18 protein-coding genes, 1 tRNA gene and 1 pseudogene are annotated in these 21,115 nt (G+C 69.7%); 13 read left to right on the forward strand and 7 right to left on the reverse strand.

The window, feature by feature from the left end; genetic code table 11:
- The first annotated feature begins 45 nt into the window (after window positions 1-45).
- The 3 genes from rsmA to AC5JOC_RS06620 are packed head-to-tail and all read left to right on the forward strand — an operon-like array spanning window position 46 to window position 2,953.
- Window positions 46-897 (forward strand): 16S rRNA (adenine(1518)-N(6)/adenine(1519)-N(6))-dimethyltransferase RsmA, encoded by an 852-nt coding sequence (gene rsmA / locus AC5JOC_RS06610; RefSeq protein ID WP_079705445.1) that lies wholly within the window; start codon window positions 46-48, stop codon window positions 895-897.
- A gap of 9 nt (window positions 898-906) precedes the next feature.
- Window positions 907-1,974: an L-glyceraldehyde 3-phosphate reductase gene (gene mgrA / locus AC5JOC_RS06615; protein WP_064296494.1), complete on the forward strand. Its 1,068-nt coding sequence runs from the start codon at window positions 907-909 to the stop codon at window positions 1,972-1,974.
- Window positions 1,975-2,014: 40 nt separating this feature from the next.
- Window positions 2,015-2,953, forward strand: a complete 939-nt coding sequence (locus AC5JOC_RS06620; protein WP_064296493.1) for a 4-(cytidine 5'-diphospho)-2-C-methyl-D-erythritol kinase — start codon at window positions 2,015-2,017, stop codon at window positions 2,951-2,953.
- A gap of 72 nt (window positions 2,954-3,025) precedes the next feature.
- On the opposite strand, the gene AC5JOC_RS06625 is transcribed toward AC5JOC_RS06620, so the two are convergent.
- From AC5JOC_RS06625 to AC5JOC_RS06635, 3 genes are read right to left on the reverse strand one after another with little or no spacing between them, the layout of a single operon-like run.
- A complete protein-coding gene (locus AC5JOC_RS06625) occupies window positions 3,026-3,820 on the reverse strand; it encodes a ferritin family protein (protein WP_124768945.1) in 795 nt (264 codons plus the stop codon).
- Window positions 3,810-6,206, reverse strand: a complete 2,397-nt coding sequence (locus AC5JOC_RS06630) for an SDR family oxidoreductase (RefSeq protein ID WP_494245843.1) — start codon at window positions 6,204-6,206, stop codon at window positions 3,810-3,812. The genes AC5JOC_RS06625 and AC5JOC_RS06630 overlap by 11 nt, the downstream gene beginning before the upstream one ends.
- A complete protein-coding gene (locus AC5JOC_RS06635; protein ID WP_229938712.1) occupies window positions 6,203-7,105 on the reverse strand; it encodes a hypothetical protein in 903 nt (300 codons plus the stop codon). The genes AC5JOC_RS06630 and AC5JOC_RS06635 overlap by 4 nt, the downstream gene beginning before the upstream one ends.
- A 79-nt stretch (window positions 7,106-7,184) precedes the next feature.
- Between AC5JOC_RS06635 and AC5JOC_RS06640 the strand changes: the two genes are divergently transcribed.
- The 3 genes from AC5JOC_RS06640 to AC5JOC_RS06650 are packed head-to-tail and all read left to right on the forward strand — an operon-like array spanning window position 7,185 to window position 10,344.
- Window positions 7,185-7,982, forward strand: a complete 798-nt coding sequence (locus AC5JOC_RS06640) for an SDR family NAD(P)-dependent oxidoreductase (RefSeq protein ID WP_494245845.1) — start codon at window positions 7,185-7,187, stop codon at window positions 7,980-7,982.
- Complete coding sequence (locus tag AC5JOC_RS06645) at window positions 7,979-8,683, forward strand: lysophospholipid acyltransferase family protein (RefSeq protein ID WP_192005289.1); 705 nt, start codon at window positions 7,979-7,981, stop codon at window positions 8,681-8,683. The genes AC5JOC_RS06640 and AC5JOC_RS06645 overlap by 4 nt, the downstream gene beginning before the upstream one ends.
- On the forward strand, window positions 8,680-10,344 hold the full coding sequence (locus tag AC5JOC_RS06650) for an FAD-binding oxidoreductase (protein ID WP_192005288.1): 1,665 nt from the start codon (window positions 8,680-8,682) through the stop codon (window positions 10,342-10,344). The genes AC5JOC_RS06645 and AC5JOC_RS06650 overlap by 4 nt, the downstream gene beginning before the upstream one ends.
- Window positions 10,345-10,440: 96 nt before the next feature.
- Here AC5JOC_RS06650 and AC5JOC_RS06655 read toward each other — a convergent pair whose 3' ends face one another.
- The 3 genes from AC5JOC_RS06655 to AC5JOC_RS06665 all read right to left on the reverse strand — a co-directional run bounded on the left by AC5JOC_RS06655 (window position 10,441) and on the right by AC5JOC_RS06665 (window position 13,010).
- Entirely contained in the window at window positions 10,441-11,472 is a 1,032-nt protein-coding gene (locus AC5JOC_RS06655; protein ID WP_494245848.1) for a diacylglycerol/lipid kinase family protein, read from the reverse strand.
- Window positions 11,469-11,999: a TetR/AcrR family transcriptional regulator gene (locus AC5JOC_RS06660; RefSeq protein WP_192005286.1), complete on the reverse strand. Its 531-nt coding sequence runs from the start codon at window positions 11,997-11,999 to the stop codon at window positions 11,469-11,471. The genes AC5JOC_RS06655 and AC5JOC_RS06660 overlap by 4 nt, the downstream gene beginning before the upstream one ends.
- Before the next feature lie 87 nt (window positions 12,000-12,086).
- Complete coding sequence (locus AC5JOC_RS06665) at window positions 12,087-13,010, reverse strand: spermidine synthase (protein WP_494245850.1); 924 nt, start codon at window positions 13,008-13,010, stop codon at window positions 12,087-12,089.
- A gap of 61 nt (window positions 13,011-13,071) precedes the next feature.
- Here AC5JOC_RS06665 and AC5JOC_RS06670 point away from each other — a divergent pair, with 61 nt between their 5' ends.
- The 4 genes from AC5JOC_RS06670 (at window position 13,072) to AC5JOC_RS06685 (ending at window position 17,711) form a co-directional block, all read left to right on the forward strand.
- Window positions 13,072-14,871: an ABC-F family ATP-binding cassette domain-containing protein gene (locus AC5JOC_RS06670; protein ID WP_137242013.1), complete on the forward strand. Its 1,800-nt coding sequence runs from the start codon at window positions 13,072-13,074 to the stop codon at window positions 14,869-14,871.
- Between the two features lie 138 nt (window positions 14,872-15,009).
- On the forward strand, window positions 15,010-15,918 hold the full coding sequence (locus AC5JOC_RS06675; RefSeq protein WP_494245852.1) for a MetQ/NlpA family ABC transporter substrate-binding protein: 909 nt from the start codon (window positions 15,010-15,012) through the stop codon (window positions 15,916-15,918).
- A 103-nt stretch (window positions 15,919-16,021) separates the two neighbouring features.
- Complete coding sequence (locus AC5JOC_RS06680) at window positions 16,022-17,050, forward strand: methionine ABC transporter ATP-binding protein (RefSeq protein WP_079705461.1); 1,029 nt, start codon at window positions 16,022-16,024, stop codon at window positions 17,048-17,050.
- A gap of 1 nt (window position 17,051) precedes the next feature.
- Window positions 17,052-17,711 carry a methionine ABC transporter permease gene (locus AC5JOC_RS06685; protein WP_064296483.1) on the forward strand — a complete coding sequence of 220 codons (660 nt, stop codon included), beginning with the start codon at window positions 17,052-17,054 and terminating at the stop codon, window positions 17,709-17,711.
- A gap of 123 nt (window positions 17,712-17,834) precedes the next feature.
- Here the strand turns inward: AC5JOC_RS06685 and AC5JOC_RS06690 are convergent, their stop codons facing one another.
- On the reverse strand, window positions 17,835-18,329 hold the full coding sequence (locus AC5JOC_RS06690; RefSeq protein WP_064296482.1) for a MarR family winged helix-turn-helix transcriptional regulator: 495 nt from the start codon (window positions 18,327-18,329) through the stop codon (window positions 17,835-17,837).
- A 112-nt stretch (window positions 18,330-18,441) separates the two neighbouring features.
- Here AC5JOC_RS06690 and AC5JOC_RS06695 point away from each other — a divergent pair.
- The 3 genes and pseudogenes from AC5JOC_RS06695 to AC5JOC_RS06705 all read left to right on the forward strand — a co-directional run bounded on the left by AC5JOC_RS06695 (window position 18,442) and on the right by AC5JOC_RS06705 (window position 21,056).
- Window positions 18,442-18,513 (forward strand) — tRNA-Gln (locus AC5JOC_RS06695).
- Window positions 18,514-18,560: 47 nt separating this feature from the next.
- Window positions 18,561-20,043: pseudogene (gene glmU, locus AC5JOC_RS06700) on the forward strand (bifunctional UDP-N-acetylglucosamine diphosphorylase/glucosamine-1-phosphate N-acetyltransferase GlmU).
- A 35-nt stretch (window positions 20,044-20,078) separates the two neighbouring features.
- Window positions 20,079-21,056 carry a ribose-phosphate diphosphokinase gene (locus tag AC5JOC_RS06705; protein ID WP_079705464.1) on the forward strand — a complete coding sequence of 326 codons (978 nt, stop codon included), beginning with the start codon at window positions 20,079-20,081 and terminating at the stop codon, window positions 21,054-21,056.
- The last annotated feature ends 59 nt before the right edge of the window (window positions 21,057-21,115 follow it).

A 21,115-nucleotide genomic window follows, 5' to 3' on the forward strand; every position in this document is an offset into this window, starting at 1 on the left:
CGTCGCCCGACGAGGACCGGCTCCCCGATCAGGGATACTGGAGGGATGACCGCCTCCGTCGCCCTGCTCGGCCCCGCCGAGATCCGAGATCTCGCCACCCTGCTGGACGTGACGCCGACGAAGAAGCTCGGTCAGAACTTCGTCATCGACGCGAACACCGTCCGCAAGATCGTGTCGGTCGCGCACGTCGCTCCGGGCGACGTCGTCGTCGAGATCGGCCCCGGCCTCGGCTCGTTGACGCTCGGCCTGCTCGAGGCCGACGCGAGCGTCGTCGCCGTCGAGATCGACGGTCGGCTCGCCAAGCAGCTGCCGCTCACCGTGGGGGAGATGGCACCGGGCATGATCGACCGGTTGTCGGTCGTCCACGAGGACGCGATGCGCATCGAGGAACTCCCGGCGCAGCCCAACCGACTCGTCGCCAACCTGCCGTACAACATCTCCGTGCCCGTCCTCCTGCACTTCCTGGAGCACTTCACCTCGCTGACGGCCGGTGTCGTCATGGTGCAGGCCGAGGTCGGCTACCGGCTCGCCGCCGGCCCGGGGAGCAAGGTCTACGGCGCACCGAGCGCGAAGGCCGCCTGGTACGGCGCGTGGCGCATCGCCGGCCAGGTGAGCCGCCAGGTGTTCTGGCCCATCCCGAACGTCGACTCCGTGCTCGTCGGATTCGAGCGGCGCAGCGACGTCATCGGCACCGAGGAGGAGCGCATCAAGACCTTCGCGCTCATCGACGCGGCGTTCCAGCAGCGTCGCAAGATGCTCCGGCAGGCACTCGGGAGCGTCCTCGGCAGCTCCCAGGCCGCGACGGAGCAGATGGAGGCCGCCGGAGTGAAGCCGACGGCACGCGGCGAGGAGCTCACGGTCCACGACTTCCTGTCGATCGTGCGTGCGGGACGATAACGTTGGCGCATGACCGCTGATGCTCGATTCCCGCTGAACGTCCCCGACATCCACCGCCCGTACGCCGCGGCGGACGACCGCTACGCGCGGAACGACTACCGCCAGGTCGGCACCTCGGGGCTCTTCCTCCCGCCGATCTCGCTCGGCCTCTGGTACAACTTCGGCGACAACCGGCCGTTCGACGGGCAGCGCGCGCTCCTGCGCCACGCGTTCGACCACGGCATCACCCACTTCGACCTCGCGAACAACTACGGCCCGCCCTACGGCTCCGCCGAGACGAACTTCGGTCGCATGATGCGCGAGGACTTCGGTCCGTACCGCAACGAGCTCATCATCTCCTCGAAGGCCGGTTACGACTTCTGGCCAGGCCCGTACGGCAACTTCGGTTCGAAGAAGTACCTGACCGCGAGCCTCGACGAGTCGCTCGAACGGATGGGTCTCGACTACGTCGACATCTTCTACTCGCACCGGGTCGACGAGGTCACGCCCATCGAGGAGACCGTGGGCGCGCTCGACGCGATCGTGCGCTCCGGCAAGGCCCTGTACGTCGGCATCTCGTCGTACTCGGCCGAGCGGACGGCCGCCGCACACGCCGTCGCTCGCGAGCTCGGCACGCCGCTCGTGATCCACCAGCCGTCGTACTCGATCCTCAACCGCTGGGTCGAGGACGGCCTCACCGAGGTGCTGACCGAGACCGGCCTCGGCGCGATCGCGTTCGTGCCGCTCGCGCAGGGGCTGCTCACCGACAAGTACCTCGGCGACGGCCCGGCCGAACGTGCGACGAACCGTCCCTCCCTGCCCGACCGCCAGGTGAGCGAGGAGATGGCGACCCGCCTCCGGTCCCTCAACGACATCGCCGTGGAGCGCGGGCAGACCCTCGCGCAGATGTCGCTCGCCTGGGTCCTGAACAACCCCGCGATCACCTCCGCCCTCATCGGTGCCTCCCGCCCCGAGCAGCTCGACGAGAACCTGGCGGCGCTCGACGGCCCCGCGTTCACGACCGAGGAGCTCGAGGAGATCGACCGACTCGCGGAGGGCGCCGACGTCAACATCTGGGCGGACTCCTCCGACAAGTGACGCGGTCTGAGGCGCCTGCTCGATCGACTAACTTGGAACAATGACCACCGAGGCCATCCTCAAGCACGTCCACGTGCGAGCACCGGGGAAGATCAACGTCTTCCTCAAAGTCGGCGAAGTGATGGACGACGGCTACCACGACGTCGCGACCGCGTACCAGGCGATCTCGCTGTACGAGGACGTGCACGCGTACCCGGCCGACGACTTCAGTGTGTCGTTCTCCGGCTCGGTGGACGTGTCGGGTGTGCCGACCGACACGAGCAACCTCGCCATCCGCGCCGCGAAGGCCCTCGCGAGACGGACCGGGTACCGCGGCGGTGTCCGGCTCGAGATCGAGAAGCACGTGCCGGTCGCCGGCGGGATGGGCGGCGGCTCAGCCGACGCCGCGGCCACGCTGCTCGCCTGTGACGCCCTCTGGGGGACCGAACGCAGCCGCGACGACCTCCTGGCGCTGGCGGCACGCCTCGGCGCCGACGTGCCCTTCGCCCTGCTCGGCGGCACCGCTGTCGGCACCGGCCGCGGCGACCAACTGAGCAGTGCGTTGGCCAAGGGGCAGTTCGAGTGGGTGCTCGCCCTCGCCGACTTCGGCATGTCGACCCCGCAGGTCTACCAGGAGCTCGACGCCCACCGGGCGCGGCACATCCTCGACATCTCTCCGTCCGGTCGCCAGCCGACGGTCGACGCCGCGGTGCTCCAGGCGTTGCGGGCGGGCGACGCCCACCTCCTCGGCGAGGTCCTCTACAACGACCTGCAGGCCGCCGCGCTGCAGCTGCGCCCGGTGCTGGGCGAGGTGCTCGAGTTCGGCGACTCCCAGGGCGCCCTCGGCAGCCTCGTCTCCGGCTCCGGGCCGACGATCGCCTTCCTGGCTGCCGACACCGACGACGCCGTCGAACTGCAGGTGACGCTCGCCTCGTCCGGGCTGAAGGTCATCCGTGCCCACGGACCGGTCCACGGCGCCCGTATCGTCTCGCAGAGCTGAGACGCGGCCCGCACGACACGAAGCAGCCCCGGTCGGAGATCCGACCGGGGCTGCTGTGCGAGGTGGCGCGGTTCAGGCCGCGACGCCGCGCACGCGGAGCGAGTTCTCGATGATCGTGAGCCCCTCCATGCCGGGGAGCTTGGCGATGTGCCCGTCGATGCGGCGCACCTCGGCCAGGCCGTCCTCGTCGCCGAAGAGGTGGCCCATGACGTGCGTGACCTCGGAGTCGGGCATGACGCCCGAGCCGACGGGGCCCCACACCTTGCGGAGCAGGAAGCGGGTGAGTCGACGTGCGCTCTTCGACGACTCCAGGCGCGCCTTGGCCTGGCTCGCGTAGAACGCCACGTGACGCGTCTCCTGCTTCGCGATCCGCTTGAGGAGCACCGAGAGCACCGGGTGCCGCTCCAACTGCGCGAGGCGGGTGTACGCGGCGGTCGCGGACCACTCGTTCGCCGCGCCCCAGCTCATGTGCACCGCGATGAAGTCGGTGCCAACGAGGTTGCCGAGGATCGACTGCTTGATGGGGTCGAGGCGGTCCTTCCAGCCGAGCTTCAGGCGCGTCGCCTTGAGCTCGTCGAAGTCGACCGTGATGTCGTGGGCGGCGAGGACGGCGGCGAGCGCCTCCCCGTGCCAGAACTCCTCACGGTTCCACATCGTCATGAACGCGCCGACGTCGTCGTCCTCGTGGGACGGCGTCATGAGCATGTCGCGCAGGTAGCAGACCGTGTGGTACTCGATGTCGCACATGTAGCGCAGGCTGCGCAGGGTGGAAGCGGGGAGCGGGTTCGTCTTGAACTCGTCGAAGTCGAGGTCGCTCCAGTTCACCGAGACACTCGTCTCGGTGAACTTGTCGATGTCAAACGCCATGTGCGGTGGGGCGGTCGGGGATCGTGTCCTCGGCCGTCCGCTCTCCTCTCGGCTGTGCGGGGCGCGGTGCGCGGGTCAGTTCGTCTTCGGAGCGGACGCCTCCGGTGGTTCGTGCCCATTCTCGCACCGTCCACCGGCCGGCCTGCGCCAGCTTGTACAGGGTGTGGTCGGGGTTGACGGCGACCGGGTTCCCGACCAGCTGCAGCCAGGCGGCGTCCGCATGGGAGTCGCCGTAGCCGTAGGAGTGCGCGAGGTCCATGCCGTGCTGCTCGGCGTACTGCGTGAGCCAGGCGCCGCGCGCTTCGTCGACGAGCGGCGGGCTGTCGAGGTAACCCGTGAGGCGTCCGTTCTCGGCGTGCATCGCCCCGGCCACGACCTCGTCGAAGAACGGCTCGAGCGGAGCCGTCATGAGGTCGATGGTGCCGGTGACGAGGATCGTCCGGTGACCGGCCGCCCGGTGCGCGGCGATCTGCTCGAGCGCCTGGGGGAGGAGGCGGGACCGGACGGCCTTGCCGAAGCCGCCCCGGACGATCTTCTCGAGCTGCGCCACGTCGACGCCCTCGTAGCGACGCATGAACGTGCGGATGAACTCACCGCGGTCGCGGAGTTCAGCACCGATGTACCCCGGCATGGACGCGCCGAGCGCGGCGATCTCGATGGGCCAGCGCGACCGCGAGGTCGCGGCGAGCCGCAGCCAGAGGTACTGCTCGATGAGGTTCCAGGCGAGCACCGTGCCCTCGAGGTCGAACACCGCGAGGACGTCGTCGCGCACGGGCAGGATCTTCTGCTGCTTCGCGGCGCCCGCCTTGCGGTTGGCGAAGGCGCGGGTCAGGGTCGTGACGGCGGGGAAGTGGATGCGCTGGAAGTAGTCGTCCCAGTCGATCGTGGTGACGTCGAACCCGCGGTCCGCCTGCTGCTCGGGCGTCAGCGAGGCGTGCAGGGCACGGGTGCGCTGGTCGTCGAAGACGATCTCGCTCTGCACGTAGGAGCGGTAGAGCCCGGTGAAGTCGCGGAGCGAGCCGAGGTCGCTCGACGCCTTGCGGATCCGGTCCTGCCACCCGCGGGTGGTCGCGTTCGCCGGCAGGTGGGAGACGACCCGGCCGGCCGCCGTCGTCGCCTTCTGCCGCCGGTCGATGGAGCGCTCGATCGCGCGCCCGCCGGGGAAGTTCCAGGTCGGCACACTGATGTCACCGGCGTCCGCCGGGATCGGGTGCTCCGTGAAGTAGCTGTGCACGTTCGCGTACATCTTGTGGAACGGCAGCGGGTTGCTGGCTCCGGAGCTCACGTGGAAGTAGCGCGCCGCAGCCGGCTCCGGCGGGGTCTGGGCCGCTGCGAGGATCGCGTTGACGACGAAGTCGACGGGGATGATGTCGAGCACGCTGTCGGGGAGGCCCGGGAAGTCGGGCAGCTGTCCGCGCCCGTAGGCGATGATCAGCGGGTCGGCGACCTTGTAGCCGTCGATCCAGCCGGGGAACGGGTGCGCGAGTGCACTCTCGATGATCGACGGGCGCACGACGGAGAGTCGGTTTCCCTCGCCGGCCCAGCGCTCTTCGGCGACCCGCTCGGCCATCGCCTTCGTGAAGGTGTAGACGTCGGTCCAGCCGAGGCTCTCGGCGCGTGCACGGCCGTGGGCGACGAGTCGGGCGTCGACCCAGGCGATGCGTGCGGCCTCGGCGGCGTTCGAGACGGCCTGGGGGCCGGCCTTGCCGTGCTCGCGACGGGCGGTCTGCATGAGCTTGCGCAGGACCTCCGGACGACGGGACGACTCCTCGGTGCGGACGCGTGCCGAGCGGGCGGCCTCGGCCTCGACGCGCCAGTCGACGTCGTGCGCGAGGCTGCGTTCCGGCTGGATGCCCTTCCGCGTGCCGCCGACGTAGGCGGTTGAGACGTGGACGACGTGCGGGGTCGCGCCGCTCTTCGCGAGCGCCGCGTACAGGGTGGTCGCGCCGCCGACGTTCGTGGCGAAGGCCTCGTCGATCGGCGGGTCGAAGGAGACGGTCGACGCGCTGTGGATGACGACGTCGAGGTCGGCCGGCAGCGCCATCTCGTCGAGGCCACCCTCGATCACACTGACGCGCTCGGCCACGATCGCCGCAGCGGCTTCGGCGCCGACGCGTTCGCGCCAGGCCTTGAACACCGGCTTGCGGAGCAGGGTCTGGAGACGGTCGCTCCCGCGGACCGACCCCTTCTTCCGGATGAGCAGGCTGACGCGGGTGGTCGGGTGATCGGCGAGCAGGCGCTCGAGCACCGCCTGCCCGAGGAAGCCGGTGCCGCCGGTGACGAGCACGTGCGCGCCGTCGAGGGCATCCGGGGCGGTGGCGGGCTGCTGAGCCTCCGGCTCCTGAGCGTCGGGCTGTTCGGCGTCTGGGGTGGGGTTGTCGGTCATCGGTTCTCCTCGAGGCTGCCGCGGCGTCCGCGGCGGGCAAGTCTGGCGGCGAGATGGAGGCCCGACTGACCGGGCAGCGCGTCGATCGACGCGTCGATGCCGAGGACGGCGGGGTCGCTCCAGGTGGCGGTGCTGCGGAACACGAGCGCGGCGAACCGCGCCGTCTGTCGGGGGCCGTTCGCATCGGAGCCGGTGGGCCACACGGCGTTCCGGATGCGGCGACGGGTGATGCCCTGCGCACGGGGCGATGCGGCGAGGCGGTCGCTCGCCTGAGCGGTGAAGAACTCGAGGTGCCGGGCCTTCGTCTCGAGGATCTCGTCGACGAGGCGGTCGAGCACGGGGTGCGGCTCGCGCTCGCGCACCGCACGGTAGGCCGCGTGGGTGATGAGGTCGTCGATCGTCCCGATCGTCATGTGCCAGGCGATGATGTCCTCGCCGAGCACGTTCGCGATGAGGGCCTGGCCGATGGGCGCGAAGCGGTCGCGCACACCGTGGACGGTGCGCCGGAGACCCGTCGAACGCGTCTTGTCGCGCGGGGTCCCGTTCGCCTTGAGGACGGTGTCGAGGGTGTCGGTGATCCAGTATTTCTCGTACGCCCAGGTGATGAGGAACGCGGTGACTCTGGCGTCCTTATGGGTGGGGGTGACGAGCACCCCGCGGAGGTACTGCATGGTCGCGCGCTCGATGTCCGACAGGGCGCGGAGCAGCGCGACCGTCTCAGCACTCAGCGGCGTCTCGGCGAAGGCCGCGGCGTCGATCTCCTTGCGACGACTGCCGACGGCGGACTTCGCGTAGTCGCGGACGCTGAACCCGTGGGCAGGCCGCAGCATGGCGCTCTCCTGCTCCGCGTCCTCGAGGGCCGCGGGTGCTGTTCCGCGCGGCGAATCCCGGTTCACCATGGCGTCTCCGTTCCGTGACGATCCGACCTCATCACTGTAGCTTGCAACGATACGCAACGCGTAGCGTATTCTGATCCCCATGGCTACAGCTCTCGTCACCGGTGGGACGTCCGGCATCGGTGCCGCGTTCGCCACGGCGCTCGCCGGACGGGGCTTCGACCTGGTGCTCGTCGCCCGTGACGTCGGGCGGCTCGAGCGATCGGCCGAGCGGCTGCGCGCGACCGGTCGCACCGTCGAGGTGATCAGTGCCGACCTCTCGGACCGCGCCGACGTCGCGAGACTCGCCGCACGGATCGAGGATCAGGCGTCGCCGATCGAGGTCGTCGTGAACAACGCCGGGTTCGGTGTGCACGCCCGCCTCACCGATCCCGACACGAGCGAGCTCGACAACGCGATCGAGGTCATGTGCCGGAGCGTCACCACGCTCTCGGGCGCCGCGGCCCGCGCCATGCGGGAACGCGGACGCGGCACCATCATCAACGTCTCGAGCACGGCGGGGTACATCACCACCGGCGGTTACTCGGCGGTGAAGGCGTTCGTCACCACCTACACCGAGGCGCTCGCGGTCGAGCTCGCCGGCTCGGGTGTCCGCGTCACGGCCCTGTGCCCCGGGTGGGTCCGCACCGAGTTCCACGATCGCGCCGGCATCAGCACCCGATCGATCCCGTCAGGTCTGTGGATCGATGTGGACCGGCTCGTCGCCGACGCCCTCCGCGACGCCGGGAGAGGGGTCGTCGTCTCCATCCCGAGCTTCCGCTTCAAGGCCCTCATGGCCCTCGTCAAGTTCGCGCCCCGTGCGTCCATCCGGTGGATCTCCGGCCGGATGTCCTCGAGCCGTCGAGCCGCCAACGCCGCCCAGTCAGGAGCCCACCGATGACCGCAGAGCCGCGGTTCACCTCCTCCCTCCACGCCAACGCGCGGTTCGTCGCCCAGCGTCTGCTGTTGAAGCCGCTCGTCTGGTCGCTGACCCGCGTGACGGTGACGGGTCGCGAGCGCCTGTCGGGCGTGACCGGTCCGTACATCGTCGTCGCCAACCACCAGTCGCACCTCGATGCACCGCTCGTCGTCGGGGCGATGCCGCGTCGGCTCTCGCGCTACCTCGCCGCCGGTGTCGCCGCCGACTACTTCTTCGACGTCCCCGCCCGCCGCATCTTCGCCGCCCTCTTCTTCAACGCGTTCCCGGTCGACCGCTCGGGTGACCGCAAGCGTGCAGGCGTGTCACGGGAGCTGCTCGAGGCCGGCGTCCCGATCCTCATCTTCCCCGAGGGCGGCCGATCGCGGACGGGTGAGCTCGGCCGGTTCAAGCCCGGTGCCGCGGCACTCGCCACCCGCCAGGGCATCCCCTGCCTCCCGGTGGCCGTCCTCGGCACCCACTCCGCCATGCCGAAGGGTCGCAACTGGCCCGTCCCCGGACGACCGCCGGTGCGCGTCGTCTTCGGGCAACCGATCCACCCGCAGCCGAACGAGACGCCCGTCCAGCTCATGGACCGCGTCGTCGCCGAGATCGTCGCGCTGCGCGCCTCGGTCGAGCCGGGAGCACACGTTTCGATCGACACACCACGAAAGGAAGCCGGATGACGTCTGTGGAGCACATGAAGTGGTGGGGCTGGGGAGTCGAAGGGGTCGCCTTCGAGCACAGCAACAAGCCGGACTTCGCGCCGTTCGTGAAGCAGGCCGTCGGTCTCGACCTCCGGAAGCCGGCGCAGGCACACCTCAGCTTCGACGAGCTCACCGTCCCAGCATCGCGCGCGTCCGAGGAGTTCATCGCCGAGCTCTCGACGCTCGTCGGTCAGGGGCACGTGACCACGGACGACCAGGAACGCGTCGTCCACACCTACGGCAAGAGCATCCGCGACCTGCTCCGGATCCGCGCGAACGACCTGCCCCGCACGCCCGACCTCGTCGTCTACCCGGCTGATGAGGCCGAGGTCGCGTCGGTCGTCGCTGCAGCCGTCGCCGCAGACGCCGTGATCATCCCGTTCGGCGGTGGCACCAACATCGCCGGCTCGCTCGACCCGCAGCCGACGGAGGAGCGGGTCATCATCTCGCTCGACCTCGGCCGGCTCGACCGCGTCCTGTCGATCGACGAGGGCTCCGGTCTCGCCACCATCCAGGCCGGCGCGCAGGGCCCCTCGATCGAGGAGCAGCTGGGCGCCAAGGGCTGGACGATGGGCCACTTCCCCGACAGCTTCACGCACTCCACGCTCGGCGGATGGGTCGCGACCCGCTCCTCGGGCATGCAGTCCGACAAGTACGGCGACATCGCCGACATCACCAAGGGCCTGCGGATGGTGCGCCCGAACGGCATCGTGGCGATCCGCCCCGTCCCGAGTGCGTCGACCGGGCCGAGCGTCCGCGAGATGATCATCGGCAGCGAGGGTCGACTCGGCATCATCACCGAGGTCACCGTGCAGGTCCACCGGACGCCCGCCGTCCGCGAGGTCCTCGGCTACTTCTTCCCCACCTGGGAGGCCGGGCTCGCGGCGATGCACGAGATCGCGGAGAGCGACGCCAGCCCCTCGGTCACCCGGGTGTCGAACGCCCGGGAGAGCGGCTTCTCGCTCGCGACCCGCAAGGCCAGCACCGGCGTCTCGGCGCAGGTCACCAAGGGCCTCATGAAGGTGCTCACGGCCAGGGGCTGGGACCTCGAGCAGCTGTGCCTCTCCTTCATCGGCTACGAGGGCAGCGCGTCCCACGTGCGGTACGAGAAGGGCCTCGTCGGCTCGATCGTCCGGAAGCACGGCGGCATCGGCGTCGGCAAGGGCCCCGGTGCCCTCTACGACCAGAAGAAGTTCGACACCCCGTACCTGCGCGACTTCCTCCTCGACCGCGGAGCCGCGGCCGACGTCTCGGAGACCGCAGCGCCCTGGTCGCGCCTGCAGGAGGTCTACGACGCCGCGAACGACGCCGCCAACGCCGCGTACGACAAGCTCGGGGTGCACGGGTGGATCATGTGCCACCTCTCGCACTCGTACCACTCCGGTGCGTGCCTGTACTTCACCTTCGCGTTCATCACCGGCGACGACCCGATCGGCGAGTACGAGCAGGTCAAGTCGGCGATCCAGCAGGCCTTCGTCGACCACGGTGGCACGCTCTCGCACCACCACGCGGTCGGTGTCGAGCACTCGCCGTGGATGGAACAGGACATCTCGACCGAGGGCGTCGCGATCATGCGCGGCCTCTTCGACAGTGCTGACCCCGGCTCGAACTTCAACCCCGGCAAGATCCTCGCGGACTGAGTCGTTCCTCCGGTCCATGCGCGGTCTCCGGTCCCTGAGCCGTTCCTCCGGTCCCTGAGCCGTTCCTCCGGTCCCTGAGCCTGTCGAAGGGCGGGCTCAGGGCCGGAGCCGACCCGAGCGCGCCGCCGTCGCGGGTAGTCGGACGATGAGCGCACCGGGGTCGACGGTCAGCCTGGCCGCCGAGACCAGGCCGATGCCGTCGCCGTCTGCCTGGAACTCGGCGGGCGGTGAGACCGTCACGTCGATCCGTCGCACGCGCAGGTAGCGGAGCGCACCTCCGGCGGAGCCGGCCGTCTCGACGGCACTCGGCTGCACGCGGCTGCCCCGTGTCCGTCTGCCCTTGGAGAACCGGGCGACGGGATTGTTCGCGCGGTGCAGCCAGCGCGTGACCCGGACCCCGTCCCACCCCTCGAGGGACCGCACCATCAGGACGTCGAGTACACCGTCGTCGAGGAGTGCGTCGGGGAGGACGTCGAGGCCCGCCGAGACCGTGCCGCAGTTCCCGACGAACATCGTGTGCGTCCGTCCGCTCCGGATCGGTCCGCCGTCCTCCTTCCAGGAGACGCGAGGGCGGTCGCGGCGGAAGAGCCCGCGGATGATCGGGACGACGTAGGCGATCCAGCCGAAGCGGCGCTTGAGGACGGGGTCGGCGTAGGCCACCATGTCCGCGTCGACGCCGAAGCCCGACATGACGAGGAACGGGGTGCTGCGCCGGACGCCGTCGGGGTTCCGATATTCGATGACCCCGACGTCGACGCTCCGGTCCTCCCCGGTGAACGCGGCCCGCACCGCGGTGGCCGTGTCGATCGGGATCCCGGCGTTCCGGGCGAAGAGGTTCGCGGTGCCGACGGGGACGACGGCGAACGGCGTCCGGGTGTGACGCATCGCCCCTGCCACCTCGCGGACCGTCCCGTCGCCGCCGGCGGCGATCACGAGCGACGCGCCGTCTCCGAGCGCCTCCGCGACCTGGTCGACCGCGGTCGACCGCTCGCGGGTCGGGATCCAGCTCGTCGGGCCCCAGCCGGCCTCGGCGGCCGCGGCGTCGACGAGCCTCGTCACGCGCTCGAGCTGGATGCGCGTCGGGTTGTAGATCACCGCAGCGTGCGGCGGGGTGCTGCCTCGCGTCATGCGGCCAGTGCCGGCCAGAGGACGGACAGGACCTGGTCCGCCCAGTCGTCGTCCATGTCGGCGCCGCGGACGAGCTGTCCGAGGACCGCGCCGAGGAGGAGGGTCGCGACGAGGCGGCCGTCGAGTCCGGGCTTCAGATCGCCGGTGGAGATCCGTTCGTCGACCAGGTTGGACAGCGCGCGCGCCCGGTTCCTCGTGAGGTCGCGGAGCAGCGTCGAGAACTCCGGGTCGTCCTGGAGCAGGATCGACGCGATCGTGCCCCGGCCCACCACGTCCTCGATCATCGCCCGGGCTTCGTGGAGCAGCCAGGTGAAGGTGTCGTAGGTCGAGAGGTCCTCCGGGATCTCGACCGGGGTCTCCATGGCGCGCGCAACAGCCGCCGTGAGCAGCTCGGAGCGGTTGCGGTAGCGCCGATAGATCGTCGTCTTCGCGACACCGGTGGTCTCGGCGACCGCCTCGATGTTGACGGCGACGGAGCCGCGGGATCGCATCAGGTCGAGCGCTGCGTCGAGGATGCGGTCACTCATCTGTTGAGCGCGGGAGACGCGTCGGGAGACGGGCACCGACCAACCTCCTCCGTGCGCGGCAGGATCCGGTCGGGTCGGTCCGTTGCGCTACGCCCACCGTAGCGCAATCGTGGGGGCGCGCAAAGGGAGGGCGCTCAGTCCCAGCGGGGGTCGTCCGGGTCGGGGGAGTCCTCGCCGTCGGCGTCGGTCATGATCGTCGCTCCGTCGATCCAGGCGGCCAGGGCATCGCCGTGCAACTGGACGGGCGCCGGCGCGCCGAACAACTGCGGGTGCGTGACGGCGGCAAGCTGGCTGTCGCTCGCGAAGATCGACGACGTTGCCGAGCGGGCCCTCGTCGTCGACCGGATCGAAGTCGAGGACGACGGCGACGTGAGCGAACACCGTCAGGAGGGTGGCCGCCTGGCGCCGGGAGTAGTCGAAGGGGCTGCCGTCGAGGAGGTTCACCGCGATCACGCCGTCGGCCGCGGACCGCGCCGCCACCCGGCGGTAGAACTCGAGGCTCGCGACCCGACGATGGATCACCGCGGCGTCCCAGAGGTCGACGACGGTCACCTTCGCGTCCCGCCACGCCGTGACGTCCGCGTCGGTGGTGGTGGCTTCGTCGATCGGCTCGTCCGCGACGGCCCTGGCATCACCGAAGCGGACCTCGACCCGGTGGCCGTCCGGGAGCGGCAGCGCGTCCAGCATCCCGGCGTACAGCTCCGGCTCGAACTCGACGACGAGCTGCGGCGATCCCGGACGCGTCGCCTGGACATAGCGGGGGAGCGTCAGCGCGCCGGCACCGAGGTGGACGACGAAGAGCTCCTCGCCCGCCGGCGCCTCGGCGTCGATCACGCGGGCGATGTGCCGGATGTACGGGTACTCGAGCAAGCGGGGATCCGCGAGGGAGACCACCGACTGCGGGATGTCGTCGACGCTGAGCTCGTAGCGCAGCGTCCGCTTGTCGAGGAGGGTGATCCGGGCGTCGCGACGGCCGAACGGGAGCCGGCGGGAACGGGAGAACAGAGGCACCCGTGCAGCCTACGGTGCACGGGCGGTGGTCGACGCCCGGGCCCGGTATCGTTGACCGGATATGGCACACCTTCTCGGCGCTGAAGCGCTCCACCTCGAGTACCCGACCAAGGTCGTCTTCGACGGCATCACGATCGGGGTGAACGAGGGCGACCGCATCGGCATCGTCGGCCGCAACGGCGACGGCAAGTCCACGCTCCTCGGCCTCCTCGCCGGCCGCAAGGAGCCCGACTCCGGACGCGTGACGGTGCGCAACGGCGTCACGGTCGGCGTGCTCGACCAGTCCGACACCCTCGACCACGACAAGACCGTCGGACAGACCATCGTCGGCGGCTTCGACGAGCACGAGTGGGCGGGCGACCCGAAGGTCCGCGACGTCATCTCCGGCCTCGCCTCCGACATCGCCTGGGACGCCCTCGTCGCCGACCTCAGCGGTGGTCAGCGCCGCCGGGTCGCGCTCGCGGCCCTGCTCGTGGGCGACCACGACATCCTCTTCCTCGACGAGCCGACGAACCACCTCGACGTCGAAGGCATCACCTGGCTCGCGCAGCACCTCAACCGCCGCTGGTCGAAGAACTCCGGCGGCCTGCTCGTCGTGACCCACGACCGGTGGTTCCTCGACGCCATCTGCACGGCCACGTGGGAGGTGCACGACCGCATCGTCGAGCCCTTCGAGGGTGGGTACGCGGCGTACGTCCTGCAGCGCGTCGAGCGCGACCGCTCCGCCGCGGTGTCCGAGGCCAAGCGCCAGAACCTCATGAAGAAGGAGCTCGCCTGGCTGCGCCGTGGCGCTCCCGCCCGCACGGCCAAGCCGAAGTTCCGCATCGAGGCCGCCAACGCGCTCATCGCCGACGAGCCGCCCGTGCGCAACACGGTCGAGCTGGCCGGCATGGCGACCGCCCGCCTGGGCAAGGACGTCGTCGACATCCTCGACGTCACCGTGTCCTACGGCGACCGGACGGTCATCAAGGACGTCGAGTGGCGCATCGCCCCGGGCGAGCGCACCGGCATCCTCGGCGTGAACGGCGCCGGCAAGTCCACCCTCCTCGGGCTCGTCACGGGCGAGGTCGAAGCGACCGAGGGTCGCGTCAAGCGCGGCAAGACCGTGCAGGTCGCGACACTCACGCAGCAGCTCGACGAGCTCGCCGAGTACGAGCAGGACCGCGTGAGCGACGTCATCGGGCGCAAGCGCACGAGCTACGTGGCCGGCGGCAAGGAGATGACCCCGGGGCAACTGCTCGAACGCCTCGGCTTCACGAGTGCGCAGCTGTCGACGCCGGTGAAGGACCTCTCGGGTGGCCAGCGCCGCCGCCTGCAGCTCCTGCTCATCCTGCTCGACGAGCCGAACGTCCTCGTGCTCGACGAACCGACCAACGACCTCGACACCGACATGCTCGCCGCCATGGAGGACCTCCTCGACTCGTGGCCGGGCACCCTGCTCGTCGTCTCGCACGACCGGTACTTCCTCGAGCGGGTGACCGACCAGCAGTACGCGATCATGGACGGCCACTTCCGGCACCTGCCCGGCGGCATCGACCAGTACCTCGAGCTCAACGCCGGGACGGCCGGCAGCCGCTCCCAGGAGCACGACCGCCCGACGGCCTCCGGCGGTGGCCCGACCAAGAAGACGCCGAAGCTGAGCGGTGCGGAGCTCCGGAACGCGCAGCAGGAGATCAAGGCGATCGACCGCAAGCTCCACAAGCTCAACGGTCAGATCGAGCAGGCCCACGAGAAGGTCGCGGTCCACGACCAGAGCGACTTCGCCGGGATCACCGCGCTCGGCGCCAAGATCCAGGCCATGTACGGCGAGATCGCCGACCTCGAGGTCCGCTGGCTGGAGCTCTCCGAGCTCGTCGAGTAGTCCACTCGCGGCGGCCGGATCACCTCGATCGTCGCTCTGTTCCGAAGTGTTACGCACCGGTTCGTCATCCCTGCTAGGCCGACGTACCGTCGAATCAGCGTCCACCGGCGCGCACCACCCGAAAGAGGAATCACAGCAATGACCTTCTCGAAGAAGCTTCTGGCCGGACTGGCCATCATCCCCGCCATCGCGCTCCTCGCCGGATGCGCCGGCGGCTCAGGCGCAGGCGCCGCCGCTGAAGACAAGGGCACCGAGGCGAACCCCGTCAAGATCGGCGTCGTCGGCGCGAGCGACCCCTACTGGGAGACGTACAAGGAGGCCGCCGAGAAGGACGGCATCTACGTCGACATCGTCGACTTCGGCGAGTACACCCAGCCGAACCCGGCACTGACCGAGGGCGAGATCGACCTCAACCAGTTCCAGCACATCGTCTACCTCGCGCAGTACAACGAGGCGTCCGGTGAGGACCTCACGCCGATCGGTTCGACGGCGATCTACCCCCTCGGCCTCTACTCGACCAAGGTCGACAGCGTCAAGGACATCAAGAAGGGCGACACGATCGCCATCCCGAACGACGAGAGCAACCAGGCTCGTGCGCTCCTCGTCCTGCAGTCCGCAGGCCTGCTGGAGCTGAAGGACGGCGGCAACATCTTCTCGACGCCGGACGACATCATCGCCGACAAGTCGAAGGTCACCGTCACCTCGCTCGAGGCCTCGCTGACGCCGACCTCGCTGCCTGACGTCACCGGCGCGATCATCAACAACGACTTCATCAACGACTCCGGTCTGAAGGCGTCCGACGCGATCGCCGAGGACGACCCGTCCGACCCGAACGCGCTGCCGTACGTCAACATCTTCGCCGCGAAGGCCGCCGACGCCGACAACGAGACGTACGCGAAGCTCGTGAAGATCTACCAGGACACGAAGTCCGTCGTCGACGGCGTCGTGGAGAACTCCGGTGGAACCGCGGTTCCGCTGAAGACCCCGGTCAAGGACCTCGTGAAGTCGCTCGAGACCGTCCAGAAGGACATCAAGGCCAAGGGCTGATCCGACGTTCAGAGCGTTCCTGTGGGAGGCTGTCATCCGCTCCCACAGGAACGCTTCGTCGTTTCACCGCCTCCTGATCACCCGACACACCGAGGACACCCCCATGCCACTCGTCAGCCTCCGAGACGTCGCGAAGCGGTACCCGTCTCCGCAGAAGGGCGCCGCGCCGATCGCCGCGATCGACGGCGTCGACCTCGACATCGAGGCCGGTGACGTCTTCGGGATCATCGGCTACTCGGGAGCCGGCAAGTCGACGCTCGTCCGCCTCATCAACGCGCTCGAGCCCGCGACGTCGGGGAGCATCGTCGTCGACGGCACCGAGGTGACGACGCTCTCGGAGCGCGGTCTCCGCGACCTCCGCCTCGGCATCGGGATGATCTTCCAGCAGTTCAACCTCTTCAACTCCAAGTCGGTGCGGAAGAACATCGCGTACCCGCTCGAGGTCGCCGGACGTCCCCGCGCGGAGATCCGCACCCGGGTCGACGAGCTGCTGAAGTTCGTCGGGCTGTCCGACAAGGCCGACAACTACCCCGACCAGCTCTCCGGCGGCCAGAAGCAGCGCGTCGGCATCGCTCGCGCGCTCGCGACCTCGCCCCGGATCCTGCTCGCGGACGAGGCGACGAGCGCCCTCGACCCCGAGACCACGCAGGAGGTCCTGGCGCTGCTCAAGCAGGTGAACCGCGACCTCGGCGTGACCATCGTCGTGATCACCCACGAGATGGAGGTGATCCAGTCGCTCGCGACGAAGGTCGCCGTCATGGAGCGTGGCAAGGTCATCGAGCAGGGCGACGTCTTCGAGGTGTTCTCCGACCCGCAGCACGCCGCGTCCAAGCGCTTCGTGTCGACGGTCATCAAGGGCGTCCCGTCGCCGGCCGAGCTGGCGGTGCTCAAGGAACGACACGTCGGGCGCATCGTCACCCTGTCCTTCCGCGACGGCGACGCGTCGCAGGCGGGCGTCTTCCTCACGCTCGCGCAGGCGGGCGTCGACTTCGAGCTCGTCTACGGCGGGATCAACGACATCCAGGGTCGCGCGTTCGGCCACCTGACCCTCGCCCTCCGCGGCGACGACCAGACGATCGACGGGGCGCTGACCGCCATCGGATCCCAGGCAACCGTGACGGAGGTGCGCTGACATGGATGCACTGATCGATCTGCTCCCGAAGCTCGGCGACGCGACCGTCGAGACCCTCTACCTCGTCTCCTTCAGCCTGCTCTTCGGTGGGATCGCTGGACTCGTCGTCGGCACCGGCCTCTACGTGACGCGGCCCGGCAACCTGTACTCGCACCCGGTGCTCTACGGCGTACTCAACGTGATCGTGAACATCTTCCGGCCGATCCCGTTCATCATCTTCCTGGCCGCCGCCCAGCCGCTCTCACGACTCGTGATCGGCACCGGCATCGGTGCGAACGCGTTCATCTTCATCATCTCCCTGGCGGCGACCTTCGGCATCAGCCGGATCGTCGAGCAGAACCTGCTGACGGTGTCGCCCGGCGTCATCGAGGCCTCGCGTGCCGCGGGTGCGAGCCGGCTCCGGACGTTGCTGAGCATCGTCCTCCCGGAGGCGCTCGGTCCGCTGATCCTCGGCTACACCTTCGTGTTCGTGGTCATCGTCGACATGTCGGCGGTCGCGGGCTTCATCGGCGGCGGTGGGCTCGGTGCCTTCGCGATCCAGTACGGCTTCCGGCAGTTCGAGCCGGTCGTCACGTGGGCCGCGGTGATCATCATCATCCTGCTCGTGCAGCTCATCCAGTTCTTCGGCAACTGGCTGGCCCGGAAGATCCTCCGCCGCTGACCGGTCCCTGAGCCCCCCGGTCCGGTCCCTGAGCCACCCCACCCGGTCCCTGAGCCACCCCACCCGGTCCCTGAGCTTGTCGAAGGGCGCACTTCGACAGGCTCAGTGACCGAGCGTGCTCCGCTAGTCGAAGTCGAGGCTGAGCTTCCGCAGCAGGACGGTCAACCTGGCCTGTTCGGTCGAGCTCAGGCCGTCGAGCAGGTCCGCCTCGGCGTCGACGAGGCGCGTGATGGCCGCGTCGACCGTGTTGAGTCCCGCGTTCGTCATCTGCACGAGGATGCCGCGGCCGTCGTTGGGGTCGCCTTGGCGTTCGACGAGTCCGCGCTCGACGAGGCGGTCGATGCGGTTCGTCATCGTGCCGCTCGAGACGAGCGTCTGGAGCAGCAGGGCCTTCGGACTCAGCCGGTAGGGGGAGCCGGCGCGCCGGAGTGCGGCGAGGACGTCGAACTCCCACGGCTCGAGGTTCGACCGGGTGAAGGCCGCCCGACGCGCCCGGTCGAGGTGGCGTGACAGCCGGGCGACACGGGAGAGGATCTGGAGGGGCGAGAAGTCGAGGTCCGGGCGCTCGCGGTTCCAGGCGTCGACGATCCGGTCGACCTCATCGGTGCTAGCTGGCATCCCACCATTATCGAGGCACGCGGGCGTCGGGGCTCGATCGGCCGCCGCGAGCTGATTCCGAGGCGGCACATCCATGGCAGAATTGACCACGCTCCGCCGTCAGGCTGAGTGGTCCGCCATAGTGTAACGGCAGCACGGCAGCCTTTGGAGCTGTTCGGTCCAGGTTCGAATCCTGGTGGCGGAGCGACCGATCACCGACCGGGCGAGTGCCCGGACCGAGGGGGAGCACACGTGACCGACGACCGTCTGGCCATCATCATCCTGGCTGCTGGCCAGGGAACCCGCATGAAGTCGGCGCTGCCGAAACTCCTGCACCCGCTCGGCGGCGTGCCGATCGTCGGCCACGTGCTGGCGACCGCCCGCTCGCTCGACGCCGGGCACGTCATCGCCGTGGTCCGCCACGAGCGCGACCGCCTCGTCGAGGCCATCGAGTCGGAGCTCCCGGGTGCGACCATCGTCGACCAGGACGAGGTGCCCGGCACCGGTCGCGCGGTGGAGCAGGCGCTCCTGGCGCTGCCCGACGACTTCGACGGCGACGTCCTCGTGGTCAACGGCGACGTCCCGTTGCTGAACGCCGCCACGCTCACCACGCTCATCGAACGCCACCGCAACCACGACGTCGCGGCGACGATCCTCTCGGCCATGCCCGACGACGCGACCGGCTACGGACGCATCATCCGCACCGAGGCCGGGGCACTCGACTACATCGTCGAGCAGAAGGACGCCACCGACGCCGAGCGGGCCGTCAACGAGATCAACGCCGGGGTCTACCTCTTCGGCGTGAGCCAGCTCCGCGACGCGCTCGCCGAGGTCACCACCGACAACGCCCAGGGGGAGAAGTACCTCACGGACGTCATCGGCCTCCTGCGACGCGCGGGCTCCGAGGTCTCTGCGCTCCCCGTGAGCGACTCCTGGCTGGTCGAGGGCATCAACGACCGCGCCCAGCTGAGCGCCGCCGCGGCCAAACTGAACGCCCTCCTCGTGCGCGCCTGGCAGCTCGCCGGCGTGACCGTCCAGGACCCGGCCACGACGTGGATCGACATCAAGGCGCGGCTGCACGCCGACGTCACCCTGCTTCCCGGGACGCAGATCCTCGGCGCGACGGTCGTCGAGTCCGGTGCGACGATCGGTCCGGACACCACGCTCATCGACACCGAGGTCGGCGCTGGTGCGCGCGTCCGCCGCACGGACGCGACGCTGTCGGTCATCGGTGCCGGTGCCGAGGTCGGGCCGTTCGCCTACCTGCGACCCAGGCACGGTGCTCGGCGAGCGCGGCAAGATCGGCACCTTCGTGGAGACGAAGAACGCACAGATCGGTGAGGGCAGCAAGGTCCCGCACCTCAGCTACATCGGCGACACCGAGATCGGCGTCGAGTCGAACGTCGGTGCCGGAACGATCACCTCGAACTACGACGGTGTGCACAAGCACCGCACGACCATCGGATCGCACGTCCGCACCGGCGCGCACAACACGCTCGTCGCCCCGGTCAGCGTCGGCGACGGCGCCTACTCCGGTGCCGGCACCGTCATCCGCAAGGACGTCCCGGCAGGGGCGCTGGCGTTGACGGTCGCGCAGCAGCGCAACGTCGAGGGCTGGGTCGAGCAGAAGCGCCCGGGTACGGCGGCTGCGACGGCTGCCGGCGCTGCCTCGGCGGCACCGACCGTGGATGCCGTGTCGGACGACACGGCTGCGGCTGGTAACGTCGACTCGTGAGTGAGGCCGGAGGATTCCGGCAGAAGGCAGGGTCTGTGTCAGGCATCACGGCGGACAACAAGAAGCAGCTGGTTCTCGTCTCCGGACGAGCCCACCCGGAACTCGCCGAGGCGATCGCGGCGGAGCTCGACTCCGAGCTCCTCCCCACCGATGCCAGGACCTTCGCCAACGGCGAGATCTACGCCCGGTACGACGAGAGCATCCGCGGCACCGACGTCTTCGTCATCCAGTCGCACACCGCTCCGATCAACGAGTGGCTCATGGAGCAGCTCATCATGGTCGACGCGGCCAAGCGGGCGAGCGCCAAGCGCATCACCGTGGTCGCCCCGTTCTACCCGTACGCGCGCCAGGACAAGAAGGGTCGCGGACGCGAGCCGATCTCCGCCCGCCTCGTCGCCGACCTCTTCAAGGCCGCCGGTGCCGACCGCATCATGTCGGTCGACCTCCACGCCGCGCAGATCCAGGGCTTCTTCGACGGTCCCGTCGACCACCTCTTCGCGATGCCGGTCCTCCTCGAGCACTTCCGTGCCAAGCTCGACGCGTCGACGCTGACGGTCGTCTCGCCCGACATGGGCCGCGTCCGTGTGGCCGACATCTGGAGCGACAAGCTCGGTGCGCCGCTCGCCATCATCCACAAGCGCCGCGACCCGCTGGTCCCCAACCAGGTCAGCGTCCACGAGATCGTCGGCCAGGTCGAGGGCCGGGTCTGCCTGCTCGTCGACGACCTGATCGACACCGGACGCACGATCGTCAAGGCGGCCGAGGCGCTCAAGAACGCCGGCGCCATCGGCGTCGTCGTCGCGGCCACCCACGCGGTGTTCTCCGACCCGGCGGTCGAGCTCCTGCAGAGCGACGCCATCGACTCCGTCGTCGTCACCGACACGCTGCCGGTCGACGAGGCCAAGCGTTTCGACAAGCTGACCGTCCTCTCGATCGCGCCGCTCATCGCCCGCGCGATCCACGAGGTCTTCGACGACGGCTCCGTGACGAGCATGTTCGACGGCGCCGCGTAATCCCGTCACCCTCCGCTGGTACGCAGAACGCCCGGTCCGAACTCGGACCGGGCGTTCTG

This window comes from Plantibacter sp., assembly GCF_059073635.1.

Coding starts and splice junctions, on each gene's coding strand:
- rsmA (WP_079705445.1), top strand. CDS start 46: ATGACCGCCTCCGTCGCCCTGCTCGGCCCCGCCGAGATCCGAGATCTC.
- mgrA (WP_064296494.1), top strand. CDS start 907: ATGACCGCTGATGCTCGATTCCCGCTGAACGTCCCCGACATCCACCGC.
- AC5JOC_RS06620 (WP_064296493.1), top strand. CDS start 2,015: ATGACCACCGAGGCCATCCTCAAGCACGTCCACGTGCGAGCACCGGGG.
- AC5JOC_RS06625 (WP_124768945.1), bottom strand. CDS start 3,820: ATGGCGTTTGACATCGACAAGTTCACCGAGACGAGTGTCTCGGTGAAC.
- AC5JOC_RS06630 (WP_494245843.1), bottom strand. CDS start 6,206: ATGACCGACAACCCCACCCCAGACGCCGAACAGCCCGACGCTCAGGAG.
- AC5JOC_RS06635 (WP_229938712.1), bottom strand. CDS start 7,105: ATGGTGAACCGGGATTCGCCGCGCGGAACAGCACCCGCGGCCCTCGAG.
- AC5JOC_RS06640 (WP_494245845.1), top strand. CDS start 7,185: ATGGCTACAGCTCTCGTCACCGGTGGGACGTCCGGCATCGGTGCCGCG.
- AC5JOC_RS06645 (WP_192005289.1), top strand. CDS start 7,979: ATGACCGCAGAGCCGCGGTTCACCTCCTCCCTCCACGCCAACGCGCGG.
- AC5JOC_RS06650 (WP_192005288.1), top strand. CDS start 8,680: ATGACGTCTGTGGAGCACATGAAGTGGTGGGGCTGGGGAGTCGAAGGG.
- AC5JOC_RS06655 (WP_494245848.1), bottom strand. CDS start 11,472: ATGACGCGAGGCAGCACCCCGCCGCACGCTGCGGTGATCTACAACCCG.
- AC5JOC_RS06660 (WP_192005286.1), bottom strand. CDS start 11,999: ATGAGTGACCGCATCCTCGACGCAGCGCTCGACCTGATGCGATCCCGC.
- AC5JOC_RS06670 (WP_137242013.1), top strand. CDS start 13,072: ATGGCACACCTTCTCGGCGCTGAAGCGCTCCACCTCGAGTACCCGACC.
- AC5JOC_RS06675 (WP_494245852.1), top strand. CDS start 15,010: ATGACCTTCTCGAAGAAGCTTCTGGCCGGACTGGCCATCATCCCCGCC.
- AC5JOC_RS06680 (WP_079705461.1), top strand. CDS start 16,022: ATGCCACTCGTCAGCCTCCGAGACGTCGCGAAGCGGTACCCGTCTCCG.
- AC5JOC_RS06685 (WP_064296483.1), top strand. CDS start 17,052: ATGGATGCACTGATCGATCTGCTCCCGAAGCTCGGCGACGCGACCGTC.
- AC5JOC_RS06690 (WP_064296482.1), bottom strand. CDS start 18,329: ATGCCAGCTAGCACCGATGAGGTCGACCGGATCGTCGACGCCTGGAAC.